Source organism: Priestia taiwanensis, assembly GCF_014638355.1.
GTDB lineage: Bacteria > Bacillota > Bacilli > Bacillales > Bacillaceae_G > Priestia_D > Priestia_D taiwanensis.
Genome location: NZ_BMFK01000002.1, coordinates 250,282 through 267,419, shown reverse-complemented (window position 1 = coordinate 267,419; position 17,138 = coordinate 250,282). Strand labels below are relative to the sequence as shown.

Annotated in this window: 15 protein-coding genes; 13 read left to right on the top strand and 2 right to left on the bottom strand. The window is 38.2% G+C overall.

Going from position 1 to position 17,138, the window contains the following annotated elements:
- Positions 1-124: 124 nt before the first annotated feature.
- The 11 genes from tig to hemL all read left to right on the top strand — a co-directional run bounded on the left by tig (position 125) and on the right by hemL (position 14,509).
- Entirely contained in the window at positions 125-1,411 is a 1,287-nt protein-coding gene (tig, locus tag IEV41_RS13480; RefSeq protein WP_188389030.1) for a trigger factor, read from the top strand.
- Between the two features lie 286 nt (positions 1,412-1,697).
- Entirely contained in the window at positions 1,698-2,963 is a 1,266-nt protein-coding gene (gene clpX / locus IEV41_RS13475; RefSeq protein WP_188389029.1) for an ATP-dependent protease ATP-binding subunit ClpX, read from the top strand.
- A gap of 257 nt (positions 2,964-3,220) precedes the next feature.
- Positions 3,221-4,885, top strand: a complete 1,665-nt coding sequence (gene lonB / locus IEV41_RS13470) for an ATP-dependent protease LonB (protein WP_188389028.1) — start codon at positions 3,221-3,223, stop codon at positions 4,883-4,885.
- 179 nt (positions 4,886-5,064) lie between these two features.
- Complete coding sequence (gene lon / locus IEV41_RS13465; RefSeq protein WP_188389027.1) at positions 5,065-7,389, top strand: endopeptidase La; 2,325 nt, start codon at positions 5,065-5,067, stop codon at positions 7,387-7,389.
- The gene (gene yihA, locus IEV41_RS13460; protein ID WP_188389026.1) at positions 7,386-7,970 is read left to right on the top strand and encodes a ribosome biogenesis GTP-binding protein YihA/YsxC; all 585 of its coding nucleotides are present in this window, start codon (positions 7,386-7,388) and stop codon (positions 7,968-7,970) included. Before lon ends, yihA begins: the two co-directional genes overlap by 4 nt.
- A 339-nt stretch (positions 7,971-8,309) precedes the next feature.
- Entirely contained in the window at positions 8,310-9,650 is a 1,341-nt protein-coding gene (hemA, locus tag IEV41_RS13455) for a glutamyl-tRNA reductase (RefSeq protein WP_188389025.1), read from the top strand.
- A gap of 14 nt (positions 9,651-9,664) precedes the next feature.
- A complete protein-coding gene (locus IEV41_RS13450; protein ID WP_188389024.1) occupies positions 9,665-10,489 on the top strand; it encodes a cytochrome C assembly family protein in 825 nt (274 codons plus the stop codon).
- Positions 10,490-10,503: 14 nt separating this feature from the next.
- Complete coding sequence (gene hemC, locus IEV41_RS13445; protein WP_188389023.1) at positions 10,504-11,442, top strand: hydroxymethylbilane synthase; 939 nt, start codon at positions 10,504-10,506, stop codon at positions 11,440-11,442.
- The gene (locus tag IEV41_RS13440) at positions 11,435-12,280 is read left to right on the top strand and encodes a uroporphyrinogen-III synthase (protein WP_188389022.1); all 846 of its coding nucleotides are present in this window, start codon (positions 11,435-11,437) and stop codon (positions 12,278-12,280) included. The genes hemC and IEV41_RS13440 overlap by 8 nt, the downstream gene beginning before the upstream one ends.
- Complete coding sequence (hemB, locus tag IEV41_RS13435) at positions 12,237-13,217, top strand: porphobilinogen synthase (protein WP_229722241.1); 981 nt, start codon at positions 12,237-12,239, stop codon at positions 13,215-13,217. The genes IEV41_RS13440 and hemB overlap by 44 nt, the downstream gene beginning before the upstream one ends.
- 2 nt (positions 13,218-13,219) lie before the next feature.
- The gene (hemL, locus tag IEV41_RS13430) at positions 13,220-14,509 is read left to right on the top strand and encodes a glutamate-1-semialdehyde 2,1-aminomutase (protein ID WP_188389020.1); all 1,290 of its coding nucleotides are present in this window, start codon (positions 13,220-13,222) and stop codon (positions 14,507-14,509) included.
- Positions 14,510-14,550: 41 nt separating this feature from the next.
- Here the strand turns inward: hemL and IEV41_RS13425 are convergent, their stop codons facing one another.
- Complete coding sequence (locus IEV41_RS13425) at positions 14,551-14,715, bottom strand: YflJ family protein (RefSeq protein ID WP_188389019.1); 165 nt, start codon at positions 14,713-14,715, stop codon at positions 14,551-14,553.
- Between the two features lie 126 nt (positions 14,716-14,841).
- On the opposite strand from IEV41_RS13425, the gene IEV41_RS13420 reads away from it, so the two are divergent.
- On the top strand, positions 14,842-15,267 hold the full coding sequence (locus tag IEV41_RS13420; protein WP_188389018.1) for a hypothetical protein: 426 nt from the start codon (positions 14,842-14,844) through the stop codon (positions 15,265-15,267).
- A gap of 27 nt (positions 15,268-15,294) precedes the next feature.
- Here the strand turns inward: IEV41_RS13420 and IEV41_RS13415 are convergent, their stop codons facing one another.
- Positions 15,295-15,861: a biotin transporter BioY gene (locus IEV41_RS13415; protein ID WP_188389017.1), complete on the bottom strand. Its 567-nt coding sequence runs from the start codon at positions 15,859-15,861 to the stop codon at positions 15,295-15,297.
- Positions 15,862-16,094: 233 nt separating this feature from the next.
- Between IEV41_RS13415 and spoVID the strand changes: the two genes are divergently transcribed.
- Positions 16,095-17,129 (top strand): stage VI sporulation protein D, encoded by a 1,035-nt coding sequence (spoVID, locus tag IEV41_RS13410; RefSeq protein WP_188389016.1) that lies wholly within the window; start codon positions 16,095-16,097, stop codon positions 17,127-17,129.
- Positions 17,130-17,138: the final 9 nt, after the last annotated feature.

Below are 17,138 nucleotides of genomic sequence, written 5' to 3'. Positions count from 1 at the left end.
ATAATGTAAGGGTTGTAGAGAGTCGATTTTATAAAGAATGAATATTGGATATTTATTCCATAACATACTTAATTAGTAAATTCATTACTCTAGATTTTAATTTATATTGGAGGTAACGAATATAATGACAACAAAATGGGAAAAATTAGAAGGTAATGTTGGTTTATTAACAGTTGAAGTATCAGCTGAAGATGTAAACAAAGGTTTAGATGCAGCTTTCAAGAAAGTTGTAAAAAAAGTAAACGTACCGGGATTCCGTAAAGGTAAACTTCCTCGTCCAATGTTTGAAAAAATGTACGGTGTAGAAGCACTTTACAATGATGCATTAGATGAAATCTTACCAGTAGCTTACGGTAAAGCTGTTGAAGAAGCTGGAATCGAGCCAGTTGCTCATCCAGAAATCGATGTTAAAGAAATGGCTAAAGGTCAAAAATTAGTATTCACTGCGAAAGTAACAGTGAAGCCTGAAGTTAAATTAGGCGAGTACAAAGGTTTAGAAGTTCCTGCTGTAACAACAGAAGTAACAGAAGAAGATGTACAAGCTGAATTAACAAAATTACAAGAGCGTCAAGCTGAGCTTGTAGTTAAAGAAGGTGCTGTAGCTGAAGGTGATACAGTAGTAATCGACTTCGAAGGTTTCGTTGATGGCGAAGCATTTGAAGGTGGAAAAGGCGAGAACTACTCATTAGCAATCGGTTCTGGCACATTTATCCCAGGTTTCGAAGAGCAATTAGTTGGTTTAGAAGCAGGCGCTACAAAAGACGTAGAAGTAGCATTCCCAGCTGAGTACCATGCTGAAGAGTTAGCAGGTAAGCCAGCTACATTCAAAGTAACACTTCATGAAGTGAAAGTAAAAGAACTTCCAGCTTTAGATGACGAGTTCGCTAAAGATGCTAATGAAGAAGTTGCAAGCTTAGAAGAATTAAAAGCATCATTACGTACAAACTTAGAAGCTGCTAAGAAAAATGAAGCAGAAGCGACAACTCGCGACGCTTTAGTAGAAGCAGCAGCAGCTAACACAGAAGTTGACATTCCAGAAGCAATGGTTGACACTGAGTTAGATCGTATGATGAAAGAATTCGAACAACGCTTACAACACCAAGGAATGAACTTAGAGTTATACTTCCAATTCACAGGTACTGATGAAGATGCATTAAAAGGTCAAATGAAAGAAGATGCACAGAAGCGCGTACGCATCAACTTAACATTAGAAGCAATCGTGAAAGCTGAAAACATCGAAGTAACAGAAGCTGATGTAGATGCTGAAATCGAAAAAATGGCTGCTATGTACAACATGCCAGTTGAAAACATTAAGCAAATGTTAGGTGCTAACCTTGGTGCTGTGAAGGAAGATCTTAAATTCCGTAAAGCAGTTGAATTACTTGTAGAAAACAGTAAAACTGTTGCATAATATAATTAAGCACAAGCAAACAAGGCGCGATGATATCGTGCCTTGTTTTATAAGATGGAAATATCGTGTACATAATTTTTAGAACGGGCAGGAAATAGAAGGCAAATAGAGAATATATTTGTACGCATCTTTTATTCCTGTGGAAAGTATACATATTTTACTCCTTCAAATGGTATTCTGTTAGTAAAGAACAACATTTACATACTTTTTTGTTGATGAAAGACGTAATGTAGGTTAGTGTAAAGATTACATATTTTGAAAAGCACTTAAAAAGGAGTGTGAAACAATGTTTAAATTTAATGATGAAAAAGGGCAATTGAAATGTTCTTTCTGTGGGAAGACTCAATCCCAAGTTCGTAAGTTAGTGGCTGGTCCTGGCGTGTACATTTGTGACGAGTGTATCGAACTTTGTACAGAAATTGTACAAGAAGAATTAGCAAAAGATGATGAAGTTGAATTCAAAGATGTTCCAAAGCCATTAGAAATTCATGAGATTTTAGATGAATACGTAATCGGTCAAGATTCTGCGAAGAAAGCTTTAGCGGTAGCGGTGTATAACCACTACAAACGTATTAATTCAAACAGCAAAATTGATGATGTTGAGTTATCAAAGAGTAATATTAGCTTAATCGGTCCTACAGGTAGTGGAAAAACGTTATTAGCTCAAACGCTTGCGCGTATTTTAAACGTACCTTTTGCAATTGCGGATGCTACTTCTTTAACAGAAGCAGGATATGTAGGAGAAGATGTAGAGAATATTTTATTAAAGCTAATTCAAGCGGCAGATTATGACGTTGAAAAGGCAGAAAAAGGTATTATATACATAGACGAAATTGATAAAGTAGCCCGTAAATCAGAGAACCCTTCTATTACTCGTGATGTATCAGGTGAAGGTGTGCAACAAGCGTTACTGAAAATCTTAGAAGGTACAGTTGCGAGTGTACCTCCTCAAGGTGGACGTAAGCACCCACACCAAGAATTCATTCAAATTGATACAACGAATATCCTATTTATTTGTGGCGGGGCATTCGATGGTATTGAACAAATTATCAAGCGCCGTTTAGGTAAAAAGGTAATTGGTTTTGGTGCAGATACGTTAACTGGTGATATTGAGCAAAAGGATATTCTTAACCATGTGTTACCGGAAGATTTATTGCGCTATGGCTTAATTCCTGAGTTCATCGGTCGTTTACCTGTTATTGCGAACTTAGAACCATTAGATGAGGATGCGTTAGTAGAAATTTTAACGAAGCCGAAGAATGCGCTAGTGAAGCAATATCAGAAGTTATTAGAACTTGATGACGTAGAGCTTGAGTTTGAAGAAGGTGCATTACAAGAGATTGCGAAGAAAGCAATTGAGCGTAAAACAGGAGCTCGTGGTTTGCGTTCAATCATTGAAGGCATTATGTTAGATGTGATGTTCGAACTTCCTTCTCGTGATGATATTGAAAAATGCATTATCTCTGCAGAAACAGTACGTGATAAAGTAGCACCGAAATTATTGCTACAAGATGGCACGTTATTAGAAGAAAACAAGAAAACATCTGCATAACAATGAATCCCTCTGTACAAATTTGTACAGAGGGATTTTTGTATTTTGAGGAGAGAGAAAAAGGGATTTTTTGTTTATTTTTACCTTGTGGCGGACATACTACATATAAAGTGAACTTCTATCATTGGAGTTGGAGTCTCTCGTGATTGTAAGTGACGCTAATCGGGCCTTTTCGAGCTGTTTACCTTTTAAGAGAAGTGTTTTTATAGCTCGTTAATGTAGTATAAATAGTCATCTATGAGTGTAGGAGGCATACAATGAACTGGACAAATATATTGTTATTTAGTCAGTTGTTTTTTGGGGTAATTATAGGATTATACTTTTGGCATCTCCTCCGAAACCAGCGCACGCAAAAAGTGTCTGTAGATAAGGAATCAAGAAAAGAAATGGAGCAATTACGTAAGATGCGAAAGATTTCTTTAACAGAGCCGCTGTCAGAAAGGGTTAGACCAACGACATTTGAAGACATTGTTGGTCAAGAAGATGGTATCAAGACGCTGAAGGCAGCGCTGTGCGGCCCGAATCCACAGCATGTTATTATTTACGGTCCACCAGGAGTAGGGAAAACTGCCGCGGCACGCCTTGTATTAGAGGAAGCGAAGAAAAATGCAAAGTCACCGTTCCGACGTGATGCTGTGTTTGTGGAGTTAGATGCAACAACTGCGCGTTTTGATGAACGTGGTATTGCAGATCCACTTATTGGTTCTGTACACGATCCGATTTATCAAGGGGCTGGCCCGATGGGGCAGGCTGGTGTTCCTCAGCCAAAGAAAGGTGCGGTGACAGATGCACACGGAGGTATTTTGTTTATCGATGAAATAGGAGAGCTTCATACGATTCAAATGAACAAAATGTTAAAAGTGTTAGAGGACCGCAAAGTATTGTTTGAAAGTGCTTATTATAGTGAAGAGAATATGATGATTCCATCATATATACATGATATTTTTCAAAATGGATTTCCTGCAGATTTCCGTTTAGTTGGCGCGACGACACGTTCTCCGGAAGAGATTCCACCGGCGATTCGGTCACGTTGTTTAGAAATATATTTCCGTGAGTTAGAAAAAGAAGAAATTAAACAAGTGGCGAAAAATGCGGCACTCAAAATTAAACTTCATATTGATGAGAAAGGGTTGGAGTTAATTAGTACATATGCAAGAAATGGACGTGAAGCTATTAATTTAGTCCAAATTGCTGCGGGAATGGCGATTACGAAAAATGAAACGACTATTTACAACGAAGATGTAGAGTGGGTCGTGTATTCAAGTCGATTAGCCCCGCGTCATGAAAAGATGATTCCTACAAAGCCTCGTGTCGGAATTGTGAATGGATTAGCAGTGTACGGCCCTGATACTGGTGCGTTACTTGAAATAGAAGTGAATGCGATAAAAACAGAGGAACAAGGTAGTATTACTGTGACAGGTATTGTAGAAGAAGAAAGCCTTGGGAATAGTGGGAAATCTATTCGCCGCAAAAGTATGGCAAAAGGATCTGTTGAAAATGTTGTAACGGTATTAAGAAAACTAGAGTTATTGACAAAAGGGTATGATATTCATGTTAATTTCCCTGGGGGGATACCGGTAGATGGACCTTCAGCTGGTATAGCAATTGCGACAGGTATTTATTCGGCTGTTAGTGGTATTCCGATTACAAATATGATTGCAATGACAGGGGAAATAAGTGTATACGGTGATGTAAAGCCTGTTGGTGGAGTGCGAGCAAAGATTAAAGCTGCGAAAAAAGCAGGAGCGAAAACAGTACTTATTCCGAAGGAGAATCATCAAGAAATGATTCAACATGTTGAGGGAATTACAGTTATTCCTGTTAGTCATATTGAAGAAGTGTTCCATATCACATTTGGTAAGCAGTCATTAGTAGATAAATCGTCGTTAGTGTTTCCAGAAAATGAAGCAAAATCGATGTAAGAGAGGGATATATGGAGAAGCTAGGAAGAGGGAAAGCTCTTTTCCTAGCTTTTTTGATGTCCGTGCATGAAGAAGAGTTCGTGGTGAATAAGGAATAGGCGGTGAAATACGCTTTCCTTTTCACATGGTGTAATATACAATATGATAATAGGGCAATACATTTTGGAGGTGTACTAACAATGACAAATAAAAAAGAGATGGTTCTACCCCTCCTGCCATTAAGAGGCACTTTAGTATATCCAACAATGGTGCTACATCTTGATGTAGGACGTGAAAAGTCAATTGAAGCGCTAGAAGTAGCAATGGCGAATGATAAATTAGTCTTTCTTGTTGCGCAAAAAGCGATGGATGAGGATAATCCGAATGAACAAGATGTATATAAAGTTGGAACAATTTCAGAGGTAAAACAGTTATTAAAGTTACCAAACGGCACAATCCGTGTCTTAGTGGAAGGGTTACATAGAGCAGAAATTATTACGTATGATGAGCAAAAAACATACATAGAAGCAACGGTTGGCGTATTGGAAGAAAAGGAAGAAGATGGATTAGAAGAGAAAGCGTTAATGCGCACATTGCTTCAACATTTCGAGCAATACGTTAATTTATCGAAGAAAGTAACGCATGAAACATACCTTGCGACAGCAGATATTTCATCCTCAAGTGAACTTGCGGATACGATTGCGTCTCATCTTCCGTTGAAAGTAAAAGAAAAGCAAGATATTTTAAAGACATATGAGGCGAAAGAGCGTCTTATGAAGTTGATTGCACATATTCAAGATGAGAAAGAATTATTACATCTTGAAAAGAAAATCAATCAACGCGTAAAGCGCTCAATGGAACGTACACAAAAAGAATACTTCTTACGCGAACAAATGAAAGCTATCCAAAAGGAGCTTGGTGACAAAGATGGCAAGGGTAGCGAAGTAGAAACGCTACGCGAGAAAATCGTGGAATCTGGTATGCCAGAAAGCACAAAAGAGGTAGCGTTTAAGGAGCTAGATCGTTACGAGAAACTACCAGCAAACGCGGCTGAAAGTGGTGTTATCCGTACATATATTGATTGGTTATTACAACTTCCTTGGACAGAAACGACAGAAGACATATTAGATGTAAAACGTGCAGAGAAAATTCTTGACGAAGAACATTATGGACTTGAGAAAGTGAAAGAGCGTGTACTTGAATACTTAGCTGTTCAACAACTAACGAATTCATTGAAAGGACCGATCCTTTGCTTAGCGGGGCCTCCAGGTGTTGGTAAGACATCACTCGCGCGTTCAATTGCGACATCATTGAATCGTAATTTTGTTCGTGTTTCGTTAGGTGGTGTGCGAGATGAATCAGAAATTCGTGGTCACCGTCGCACATATGTTGGGGCGATGCCAGGCCGTATTATTCAAGGAATGAAGAAAGCTGGAACAATTAATCCGGTCTTCTTATTGGACGAAATCGATAAAATGTCGAATGATTTTCGAGGTGATCCATCTTCTGCAATGTTAGAAGTTTTAGATCCTGAACAAAATCATACATTTAGTGATCATTATATTGAAGAAACGTACGATTTATCGAAAGTAATGTTCGTAGCAACAGCGAATAATCTAGGATCCATTCCAGCGCCGTTGCGTGATCGTATGGAAATTATTCATATTGCTGGTTATACAGAATTAGAGAAAATGCATATTGCGAAAAACCACTTACTACCGAAGCAATTAGAAGCACACGGATTGAAAAAAGGGAACCTTCAAGTGCGTGATGAGGCATTGCTTGCAATTGTCCGCCATCATACACGTGAAGCCGGAGTTCGTAGTTTAGAGCGAGTGCTAGCATCTATTTGCCGGAAAGTGGCTCGTATTATCGTAACGGAGAAAAGAAAGCGAATTACCGTAACAGAGAAGAACTTACATGATTTCTTAGGAAAACCGAGGTTCAGCTATGGTACGAAAGAGAAAGAAGATCAAATTGGTGTAGCAACAGGATTAGCGTATACAACAGTTGGTGGAGATACATTGGCAATTGAAGTATCATTATCACCAGGGAAAGGAAAGCTAATCTTAACAGGAAAGCTTGGCGACGTAATGAAGGAATCAGCACATGCTGCATTTAGTTATATTCGTTCGAAAGCTGAAGAGTTGAATATTGATCCACAGTTTAATGAAAAGAATGATATTCATATCCATGTTCCTGAAGGTGCTGTACCAAAAGATGGCCCATCTGCAGGTATTACGATGGCAACTGCACTCGTATCTGCATTAACAGGGCGCCCTGTTAGCCGTGAAGTAGGGATGACGGGAGAAATTACATTACGTGGTCGTGTGTTACCAATTGGTGGCTTAAAAGAAAAATCATTAAGTGCACACCGAGCGGGACTAAAGAAAATTATCATGCCGTATGAAAATGGAAAAGACTTAGAAGACATTCCAGATAGTGTGAAAGAAGATATTGAATTTGTATTAGTATCACATCTAGATGAAGTACTCGAGCATGCATTAGTAGGAGAGAAACAATGAAAGTAACAAAAACCGAATTTATTACAAGTGCTGTGAAGCCGGACCAATATCCAGTGAGTCAATTCCCAGAAATCGCTTTAGCTGGTCGTTCAAATGTTGGGAAATCATCATTCATTAATAAAATGCTACAGCGTAAAGCAATAGCGCGTATTTCGTCCAAGCCAGGAAAGACGCAATTACTAAATTTCTTTAACATTAATGATATTTTATATTTCGTAGACGTTCCTGGATATGGATATGCAAAAGTATCGAAGACAGAACGTGCTGCATGGGGTAAGATGATTGAAACATATATCACAACACGTGAACAATTAAAAGCAGTTGTGTTACTTGTTGATTTGCGCCATGCACCGTCTAAAGACGATGTCATGATGTATGATTTCTTAAAGCATTATGAAATCCCGACGGTTATTGTCGCGACAAAAGCAGATAAGATTCCAAAAGGAAAATGGCAGAAGCATTTGAAAGTAGTGCGTGAAACATTGCAAATTGAAACAGGTGACGAGCTTGTGCTATTCTCTTCTGAAACAGGAGAGGGAAAAGAAAAAGCATGGTCTGCTATTTATAAGTTTGTACAATAAAAAAAAGAAGTGCGTATCGTACGCACTTCTTTTTTGCATATATACATAGAAAAAGTGGAAAAATAATGGGAGAAAAGTTATTTTTTAATTATTAGTTCTTTTTTTTTCTTATTTCCGGAATAAACTATTATAATAAAATATGGATAGGGAGTAGTGTGAAATATGTCGAACATGTATGTGAAGGGTGAAAGTACACCTATGTGCAAGTAGGAAGTCACCAAATACCATCATTTTCTTATGATAAGTATAAATATATTCACATTATTATCAAATTTTACTTACTTAAATAATGTTATAATAGTGAAAAAGGACAGAGAAAAGGATAGGGGGCCTTTCTAAGTGTACATTTTGGTTGTCGGGTTAAACTATAAAACTGCCCCAGTAGAAATTCGGGAAAAGTTAACATTTCAAGGCTCAGACTTGGAAAAAGCGATGAGAGCATTGAAAGACTGCAATAGCATTTTAGAAAATGTGATTGTTTCTACATGTAATCGAACGGAAATTTATGCGGTTGTAGATCAATTACCACGAGGTCGTTATTATGTGAAGCAATTCTTGTCAGAGTGGTTCCAACTACCTGTAGAAGAATTTTCTCCTTACTTACGTATTCATGAAGAAGAAGGAGCTGTGGATCATTTATTCCATGTAGCGTGTGGGCTACGTTCCATGGTAGTAGGAGAAACACAAATATTAGGGCAAGTAAAGTCTAGTTTCTTATTAGGGCAAGAATTAGGAACGACAGGAACAATCTTCAATATGTTATTCAAGCAAGCTGTTACAGTAGGGAAACGAGCACATTCAGAAACAGAGATTGGTGAAAACGCCGTATCTGTTAGCTATGCTGCAGTACAGTTGGCTAAGAAAATCTTCGGATCATTGCGCAACTGTAATGTATTAATTATTGGTGCAGGAAAAATGGGTGAACTAGCACTGCAGAACTTGTATGGTAATGGTGTGAACAAAGTAACGGTATTAAATAGAACATATGAAAAGGCGCAAAGTATGGCATCGAAATATGAAGGTGATGCGAAATCGTTGAATGAGTTGCAGTGTGCACTAGTCGAAACGGACATTGTAATTAGTTCAACTGGCGCAAAGGAATATGTCATTACGAAAGATATGATGGAACATGTCGAGAAAATGCGACGAGGCCGTCCGCTATTTATGGTAGATATTGCGGTTCCTCGTGATTTAGATCCATCCATTCATGAACTTGATAATGTTTTCTTGTATGATATTGATGATTTAGAAGGCATCGTGGAAGCAAATGTAGAAGAGCGCACGCGTGAAGCTGAGAAGATTGATATTATGATTGAAGAAGAAATGCTTCAATTTAAGAAATGGTTATCAACGTTAGAAGTTGTTCCGGTTATTGCGGCATTGCGTGATAAAGCAACGGCCATTCAAGAGGAGACACTTCAAAGTTTAGAGCGCAAGTTACCGTCACTAACAGAGAGGGAGCGTAAAATCATTAATAAGTTAACAAAGAGTATTGTGAACCAAATGCTACGTGATCCAATCTTAAAAGCGAAAGAAATGGCAAATGAGCCAATGGCAAAAGAAAAGTTGATGTTATTCAAAGAGATATTTAACATTGAACAAGAAATAGAGACAAAGCAACAGGAAACAGCTAAGGAAGTATGGAACGCTAATAAGACAGCGCAAAATGCTATGTTGTAGTAAGGAGCGCTAATATGAATGATACGTTAGTTTATGAAATAACGATTGTACTTTACGCGCTAAGCGTAATCTTTTATTCCATTGATTTTCTACAGCATAACCAAAAGGCGAATAAAATAGCCTTTTGGTTACTTTCGATTATATGGGCATTACAAACTGCATTCTTCATCAGTAAAGTTCTGTATACGGGATCATTCCCGTTATTAACCAGTTTAGAAAGTATTTATTTCTATGTATGGCTACTGACCACATTATCGTTAATATTAAATAAACTCGTATCGGTAGATTTTATCTTGTTTTTTGCGAACGTATTAGCATTCATTATTTTTATGCTATTTGTGTTTTCATCTAATTATTATCAATCGATGGAGTTATCGGAGGCACTTGTATCTGAATTGCTATTTGTTCATATTATCCTTGCGTTATTATCGTATGGAATGTGTTCATTATCATTTGTATTATCGATTATGTATATCATTCAGTATCGCTTACTTAAGAAGAAGAAGTGGAATAAGCACTTAAGAAGGCTAGGGGAATTGTCAAAGCTCGAGCGAGTGTCTTACTATCTGAACGTTACTGGTGTACCAATGCTGTTAGTTTCACTTATTATTGGAACAGTTTGGGCGACAATTAAGTTAGAGTCCTTCCATTGGTACGATCCGAAAATTATCGGTTCGATGTTTGTTGTGATGTCGTATCTTGTATTACTGTATATGAAGAAAAGTAATCGATTAAATGGGAGAGTTTTTTGCCAGTGGAATGTTACGTGTTACCTTGTATTACTATTAAACTTCTTTCTATCAGGTAGCATGTCATCGTTTCATTTTTGGTATGCGTAAATTGGGAGGCTATTATGAGAAAAATTATTGTTGGCTCTAGACGAAGTAAATTAGCGATTACACAAACAAACTGGGTAATCGAACAGTTAAAGAATTTAGGCTTGCCGTATGAGTTTGAAGTGAAGGAAATCGTGACAAAAGGGGATGTTGTACTCGATGTAACTTTATCAAAAGTAGGCGGGAAAGGCTTATTTGTGAAGGAAATTGAGCAAGCATTATTAGATAAAGAAATTGATATGGCTGTTCATAGTATGAAAGATATGCCAGCTGTATTACCTGATGGGCTGACAATTGGATGCACACCGAAACGTGTAGACCCTCGTGATGTATTAATTTCAAAAGATAATGTACCATTACAGGAGTTAAAAGAAGGCGCTATTCTAGGAACGAGTAGCTTACGTCGTAGTGCACAGCTATTAGCATTACGTCCTGATTTGCAAGTGAAGTGGATTCGCGGAAATGTTGATACACGCCTGCAAAAATTGAAAGATGAAGACTATGATGCCATTATTTTAGCGGCAGCTGGATTGAAGCGTCTTGGTTGGAGTGACGATGTAGTGACAGAATATTTAGGAGAAGATGTGTGTATTCCTGCTGTTGGACAAGGCTCTCTATCAATCGAGTGCCGTGATGATGATCATGATTTATTAGAAGTATTAAGTAAGTTGAATGATGACGTAACACGTCGTTGTATAGATGCAGAGCGTACATTCCTACATGGTTTAGAAGGTGGTTGCCAAGTGCCGATTGCTGGTTATGCGCAGGTAACAGATAATGACGAAATTGAGTTAACGGCATTAGTAGGATCAAAAGATGGCAAAACAATTGTGAAGGAAGTAGTGGTAGGAAAGAACGCGGAAATGGTAGGCAAAGAGGCGGTAGAAAAATTGGCTGCACAAGGCGCGCGCGAATTAATCGCCGAAGCAAAGGAAGAAATCGGAGCGAATGACTAAATCGTATCCTCTTCAAGGAAAGCGAATCGTCATCACGAGAGAAAAACAACAAGCAAAAGAATTCGCGGAGAAATTGAAGCAAGCGAAAAGCATTCCAATTACCATTCCGCTTATTACAATAGATGCAGTAGAAAAGACAAAAGAATTACGTGAACAGGTGAGGAACATTGCTTCTTATCAATGGATTGTTTTTACGAGTAAAAATGCAGTGACCTACTTTTTTGATCTATTACAGGCAGTAACGAAGCAATACGCATTGCCAAAGCATATGAAAGTAGCTGCAATTGGAAGTAAGACAAAGAAAGTGCTTGAAACGATAGGTGTACATGTTCATTTTGTTCCGTCTGTTTTCGAGGGAGATGCTTTTGCAACCGAATTAACAGAGCATATTCAATCGGGAGAACGTGTGTTGTTCCCGAAAGGAAATTTGGCGAGAAGTTCGATTACAGAAATCATGCAGAAGCATCATATAGATGTGAAGGATCTTATTGTGTACGAGACGAAAGAAAACAGGCGCAGTCAAGAGGGGTTACAAGAAGTAATAGCTATGAAACAAATAGACGTACTTACTTTTTCAAGCCCCTCTACTGTTCGTGCTTTCGTTTCTTTATTAGAAGGAATAGAGTGGAAGCAACAAATAGAAGGTATACACATTGCATGTATCGGACCTGTAACGGAGCAAGCTGCGATTGAGTACGGCATGAAACCAACGATTGTTCCAGCCGTATACACATTTGATGAATTAGTGAAAGAAATGATAAATAAGATAGGGAAAAAAGAAAGGGGGAACGATGATGTTACAATTTCAACGCCATCGTCGTCTACGTCAAAGCGCTAACATGCGTGCATTAGTGAGAGAAACATACTTACATAAAGAGGATTTCATTTATCCTGTCTTTGTTTTAGATGGGGAGAATGTAAAGAACGAAGTACCGTCTATGCCAGGTGTATATCAAATGTCATTAGATGTACTAAAAGAAGATATTGCAGAAGCAGTTGCTTTAGGTATTAAATCTGTCATTGTCTTTGGTCTACCAGCTGAAAAAGATGAAGTAGGAAGCGAAGCGTTTTGTGAGCATGGTATTGTACAGAAAGCAATCCATCAAATTAAGGGAGCGCATCCCGAGTTAGTCGTTGTAGCAGATACGTGTTTATGTCAATATACTTCACATGGGCACTGCGGGACGATTGAGAATGGTATTATTCAAAATGATGAATCGTTAACGTTACTTGCAAAAACAGCTGTTTCCCAAGCGAAAGCAGGAGCAGACATTATTGCACCGTCTAACATGATGGATGGATTCGTTTCGGCAATTCGCGGTGCGTTAGACGAAGCTGGTTTTTCACATGTTCCAGTTATGTCGTACGCAGTGAAATATTCATCAGCATTTTATGGTCCGTTCCGAGATGCAGCAAAAGGAGCTCCGCAATTTGGAGATCGTAAGACGTATCAAATGGACCCTGCTAACAGAATCGAAGCAATGCGTGAAGCGGAATCAGATGTGGTAGAAGGGGCAGATTTCTTAATGGTAAAACCTGCTTTATCTTACTTAGATATTATTCGTGATGTGAAGAATAATTTCTCTGTACCGGTCGTTGCGTATAACGTAAGCGGAGAGTATTCCATGATTAAAGCTGCTGCACAAAATGGATGGATAAATGAGAAGGATATGGTGCTTGAAATGTTAACAAGCATGAAGCGTGCAGGAGCGGACTTAATTATTACGTATCATGCAAAAGATGCGGCTCGTTGGTTAGATGAAGGGGGATTATAAGTATGAAAGAATATACTCGTTCGGTAGAAGCGTTTGAAGAAGCAAAGCAATATATGCCAGGGGGAGTGAATAGCCCCGTACGTGCAATGAAAAGTGTTGGTATGAACCCAATTTTCTTTGAACGTGGCAAAGGTTCAAAAGTATATGATGTTGATGGTAATGAATACATTGATTATGTATTATCATGGGGACCGCTTATTTTAGGTCATGCGAACGACCAAGTAGTAGAAGGAATCAAAAAAGTAGCGGAGACAGGTTCAAGCTTCGGTGCGCCGACGTTAATTGAGAGTGAGTTAGCGAAACTAGTAATTGAGCGTGTACCATCGATTGAAGTAGTACGTATGGTAAGTTCGGGAACAGAGGCGACAATGAGTGCGCTTCGTCTTGCTCGTGGTTATACAGGGCGTAATAAAATTTTGAAGTTTGAAGGTTGTTATCACGGACACGGAGATTCATTATTAATTAAAGCTGGTTCTGGAGTGGCGACATTAGGGCTACCAGATAGCCCAGGTGTACCAGAAGGAGTAGCAGTGAATACAATTACAGTTCCTTACAATGATATTGACTCTGTAAAGGTAGCATTTGAACATTACGGTGATGATATTGCTGCTGTTATTGTAGAGCCAGTAGCAGGTAACATGGGAGTAGTTCCACCAGTAGCAGGATTCTTGGAAGGGTTACGTGAAGTGACAGAAGCGAATGGCACATTACTTATTTTCGATGAAGTAATGACTGGTTTCCGTGTAGGATATAACTGTGCGCAAGGTTACTTCGGTGTAACACCAGACTTAACATGTTTAGGTAAAGTAATTGGTGGTGGTCTCCCAGTAGGTGCATACGGCGGTAAAGAAGAGATTATGCGTCAAATCGCACCAGATGGTCCTGTATACCAAGCCGGTACGTTATCAGGTAACCCACTGGCAATGACAGCAGGATTTGAGACATTACGTCAATTAACGCCTGCTCATTATGATGAGTTCATTCGTAAAGGTGATATGTTAGAAAAAGGATTAAATGCATTATCAGCGAAGCACAATGTTCCTTTAACAGTAAATCGTGCAGGTAGTATGATTGGATTCTTCTTTACGAAGGAGAAAGTAATTAACTACGATTTAGCAAAAACATCTGACTTAGACTTTTTTGCGGCATTCTTCCGTGAGATGGCAAATGAAGGAGTATACTTACCGCCATCTCAATTCGAAGGTTGGTTCTTATCAACAGAGCATAGCGATGAAGACATTGAGAAATCACTTGCGGCAGTTGATCGTGTATTTGCGAAATTAACGAAGTAAACAATGAAGGTCGAATTCTTGAATAGAATTCGACCTTTTTATTATGCTTCTTTTGCTGTTTCTGTGTTTACTACATGTTTTTCATAAATACTGCGAATAATAGAAGTTTTATATGTTTCAAGTTTGCGTAATTCGATCGGGTGACGTGTAATACCAACCTTCTTTAATTCTTGAATGTACCAGCCTTTTGAACCTTTGAATGCCATAATAAAAACCCCCTACAGTATGGTTTATTAGAAAATTCTAATTGTTCTAATTTTACTAGAAAGATAGAGTTTTGTAAAATACTAAGAGAGAGGTTATAGTCTACTATATAGAAAAGAGAGTGAGAGATGAGTCAGTTTGGATATGTTAATATGGTTAGCGCCATTTATGCTGTGTTCTTTGTATTAGGTGGGGGATTATTAGTGCGAGGGAGTCAACTTTCAGAGGAAACAGGACTAACTCTCGATCAATTAACATATTTTACGTTAATTATTTTGTTTATTAGTTTCATAGGCATACTCATTGGATACATAGCGAATAAATCATTGAAGAATTCGTATACATCGTATGTTCCCGTTATCTTATGGTTTCCGTATTTTCTTTCTTTTGCTTTATCTGCAGGAACGTTGTTTCCTAGTACACATCCGCATGACGATGACAATTACGCTATAGGATTTATACTTTTATTTGCTAGTATATTATCACCATTTTTTCTTGCTATGTGTATTTCGATTGGGATATTAAAGAGGGATAAGGAGCAGAAATGGATATAGGCCTCTTTGGATGAAGAGGCCTATTTTTTATGCAACTTTTGAAGCTGATTTATGTGGTTTTATATATACTGCGAGTGCTTTACGTAATCGTAGTGATAAGATTGTTGCGATCGTTACTTTGATTAAGTCTCCAGGAATGAAAGCATAATTAACTTTAATAGCTTCCATAATTGAAATGTTTGTTACAAATGCTAATACTGGAATACCGAATACATATAGAATCAATACGCCACCAATAAGGTTTGCGATGAACATTTTAACAAATGTCACATTTTCTGTTCTTTCGAGAATAAAGCCAATTACGAATGCGCCTACAATGTAACCAATTAAATATCCACCAGTAGGTCCAACAAATACTGCTGCTCCGCCTTTTCCGTTAGCCAAAAGAGGTACACCAACAGCAACTAATGATAAGAACACGATTTGGCTCAAGGCTCCAAGGCGTGAACCTAAAATAGCACCGGCAAACATTATACCGATTGTTTGTAAGACGATTGGTACAGGAGTAAATCCTAGATTAATAGCTGGAATTAGTGCTAATACCCCCATAAGCGCCGCGAATAATGCGACAAAAACCATATCCTTCGTTTTCATTTTTCTTTCTCCTCCGATAAAGAATATAAGTGCGTATTGTAAGAATGTTATAAAGAGTATTCTTATTATTCTTACTTACTATGCATTATAAAAGGAGATTTCCTTTTTGTAAACTGTAAATAATGACAGGTTTACATATAGAGGTGGAAAAGTTTCTACTCATAAATTCTTCTTTCGTGCATACATCTGTAATGTCATAGAATTTTGATGTGTAGCTAGGGAGGGGGATTTATTTGTCAGCAGAAAATCAAACATCATTGAGCTTTTCGTTAAACGAAGCTATTTGGTTTCAAAGGGGACAGGAAGTCGCTGACTTGCTATCGATTGAATTACATCCACAAGTTGGAGTACAAGAATATAGTGACTATATTCAAGTGAAAGGATCTCTTGAGTTGTACGGGGAATATTATGCCAAGCCAGCTGGAGAGATGGCATCATTAAGGGAAACAGGGCACGTACGTACTGCCCAAGAAGTGTATGAACGAGAAGATGGTATTTATGTATTAACGCATTTATTTCCGCTAGATGTTACAATACCACGGAGTCGTATACAAGAAGTAGAAGATGTGTATGTGCAAATTGAATCTTTTGATTATGATTTAACAGAGGATAATGAATTAAGGATACTTGCTGATTTATCCATCCAAGGTTTGGCGGAACAGGAAGTACAGCAACCGATGGAATCGGCATTCGTTCCATTTGAACCATTAGATACGCCGCCGGAAATAACGCGGTTCGAGGAAGTGAGAGTAGAGGCCGAAGAAGTACAAAATATGCCTGCAAGTGAGCATTACTTCGAACCGTTTCAATTTGAAATGAGAAAGATGCCGACAGAAGAAGATTTAGAGGAGCAAATGGAACAAGAGAAGTTGAAAGAAAAAGAAGAGATGGATACATTCTTGCAGCCGCAAGTAGAATATTTTAGCAGGCAAGATGCTAGCTATAAGCATACGCTTGATGAAGGAAAAGAAGGCGAAGTAAAGATGGAGGCGGTGGAACAAGAAGAGGAAGAAGAGGTCCGAGAAAAAGTTCCGAATCGACCAGAGAATGCCTTATATTTAACGAAGTTATTTCAGCGTAATAGTGAAAATGAATTCAGGAAAATGCGCATGTATTTTGTCCAAAATGGTGATACGCTAGAATCAATTGCAGAAAAATATGAAGTGCAAACACAACAGATTACGAGAAAGAATCAACTAGAGGACGATTTTTTGTTCGAAGGCCAACTATTGTACATTCCAGTACGTCCATCAAGGCCCAAAGCATAACATAGTATG

Excerpts from the sequence above, each read along its gene's own strand:
- tig (WP_188389030.1), top strand. The coding sequence starts at position 125 with ATGACAACAAAATGGGAAAAATTAGAAGGTAATGTTGGTTTATTAACA.
- clpX (WP_188389029.1), top strand. The coding sequence starts at position 1,698 with ATGTTTAAATTTAATGATGAAAAAGGGCAATTGAAATGTTCTTTCTGT.
- lonB (WP_188389028.1), top strand. The coding sequence starts at position 3,221 with ATGAACTGGACAAATATATTGTTATTTAGTCAGTTGTTTTTTGGGGTA.
- lon (WP_188389027.1), top strand. The coding sequence starts at position 5,065 with ATGACAAATAAAAAAGAGATGGTTCTACCCCTCCTGCCATTAAGAGGC.
- yihA (WP_188389026.1), top strand. The coding sequence starts at position 7,386 with ATGAAAGTAACAAAAACCGAATTTATTACAAGTGCTGTGAAGCCGGAC.
- IEV41_RS13450 (WP_188389024.1), top strand. The coding sequence starts at position 9,665 with ATGAATGATACGTTAGTTTATGAAATAACGATTGTACTTTACGCGCTA.
- hemC (WP_188389023.1), top strand. The coding sequence starts at position 10,504 with ATGAGAAAAATTATTGTTGGCTCTAGACGAAGTAAATTAGCGATTACA.
- IEV41_RS13440 (WP_188389022.1), top strand. The coding sequence starts at position 11,435 with ATGACTAAATCGTATCCTCTTCAAGGAAAGCGAATCGTCATCACGAGA.
- hemB (WP_229722241.1), top strand. The coding sequence starts at position 12,237 with ATGTTACAATTTCAACGCCATCGTCGTCTACGTCAAAGCGCTAACATG.
- hemL (WP_188389020.1), top strand. The coding sequence starts at position 13,220 with ATGAAAGAATATACTCGTTCGGTAGAAGCGTTTGAAGAAGCAAAGCAA.
- IEV41_RS13425 (WP_188389019.1), bottom strand. The coding sequence starts at position 14,715 with ATGGCATTCAAAGGTTCAAAAGGCTGGTACATTCAAGAATTAAAGAAG.
- IEV41_RS13420 (WP_188389018.1), top strand. The coding sequence starts at position 14,842 with ATGAGTCAGTTTGGATATGTTAATATGGTTAGCGCCATTTATGCTGTG.
- IEV41_RS13415 (WP_188389017.1), bottom strand. The coding sequence starts at position 15,861 with ATGAAAACGAAGGATATGGTTTTTGTCGCATTATTCGCGGCGCTTATG.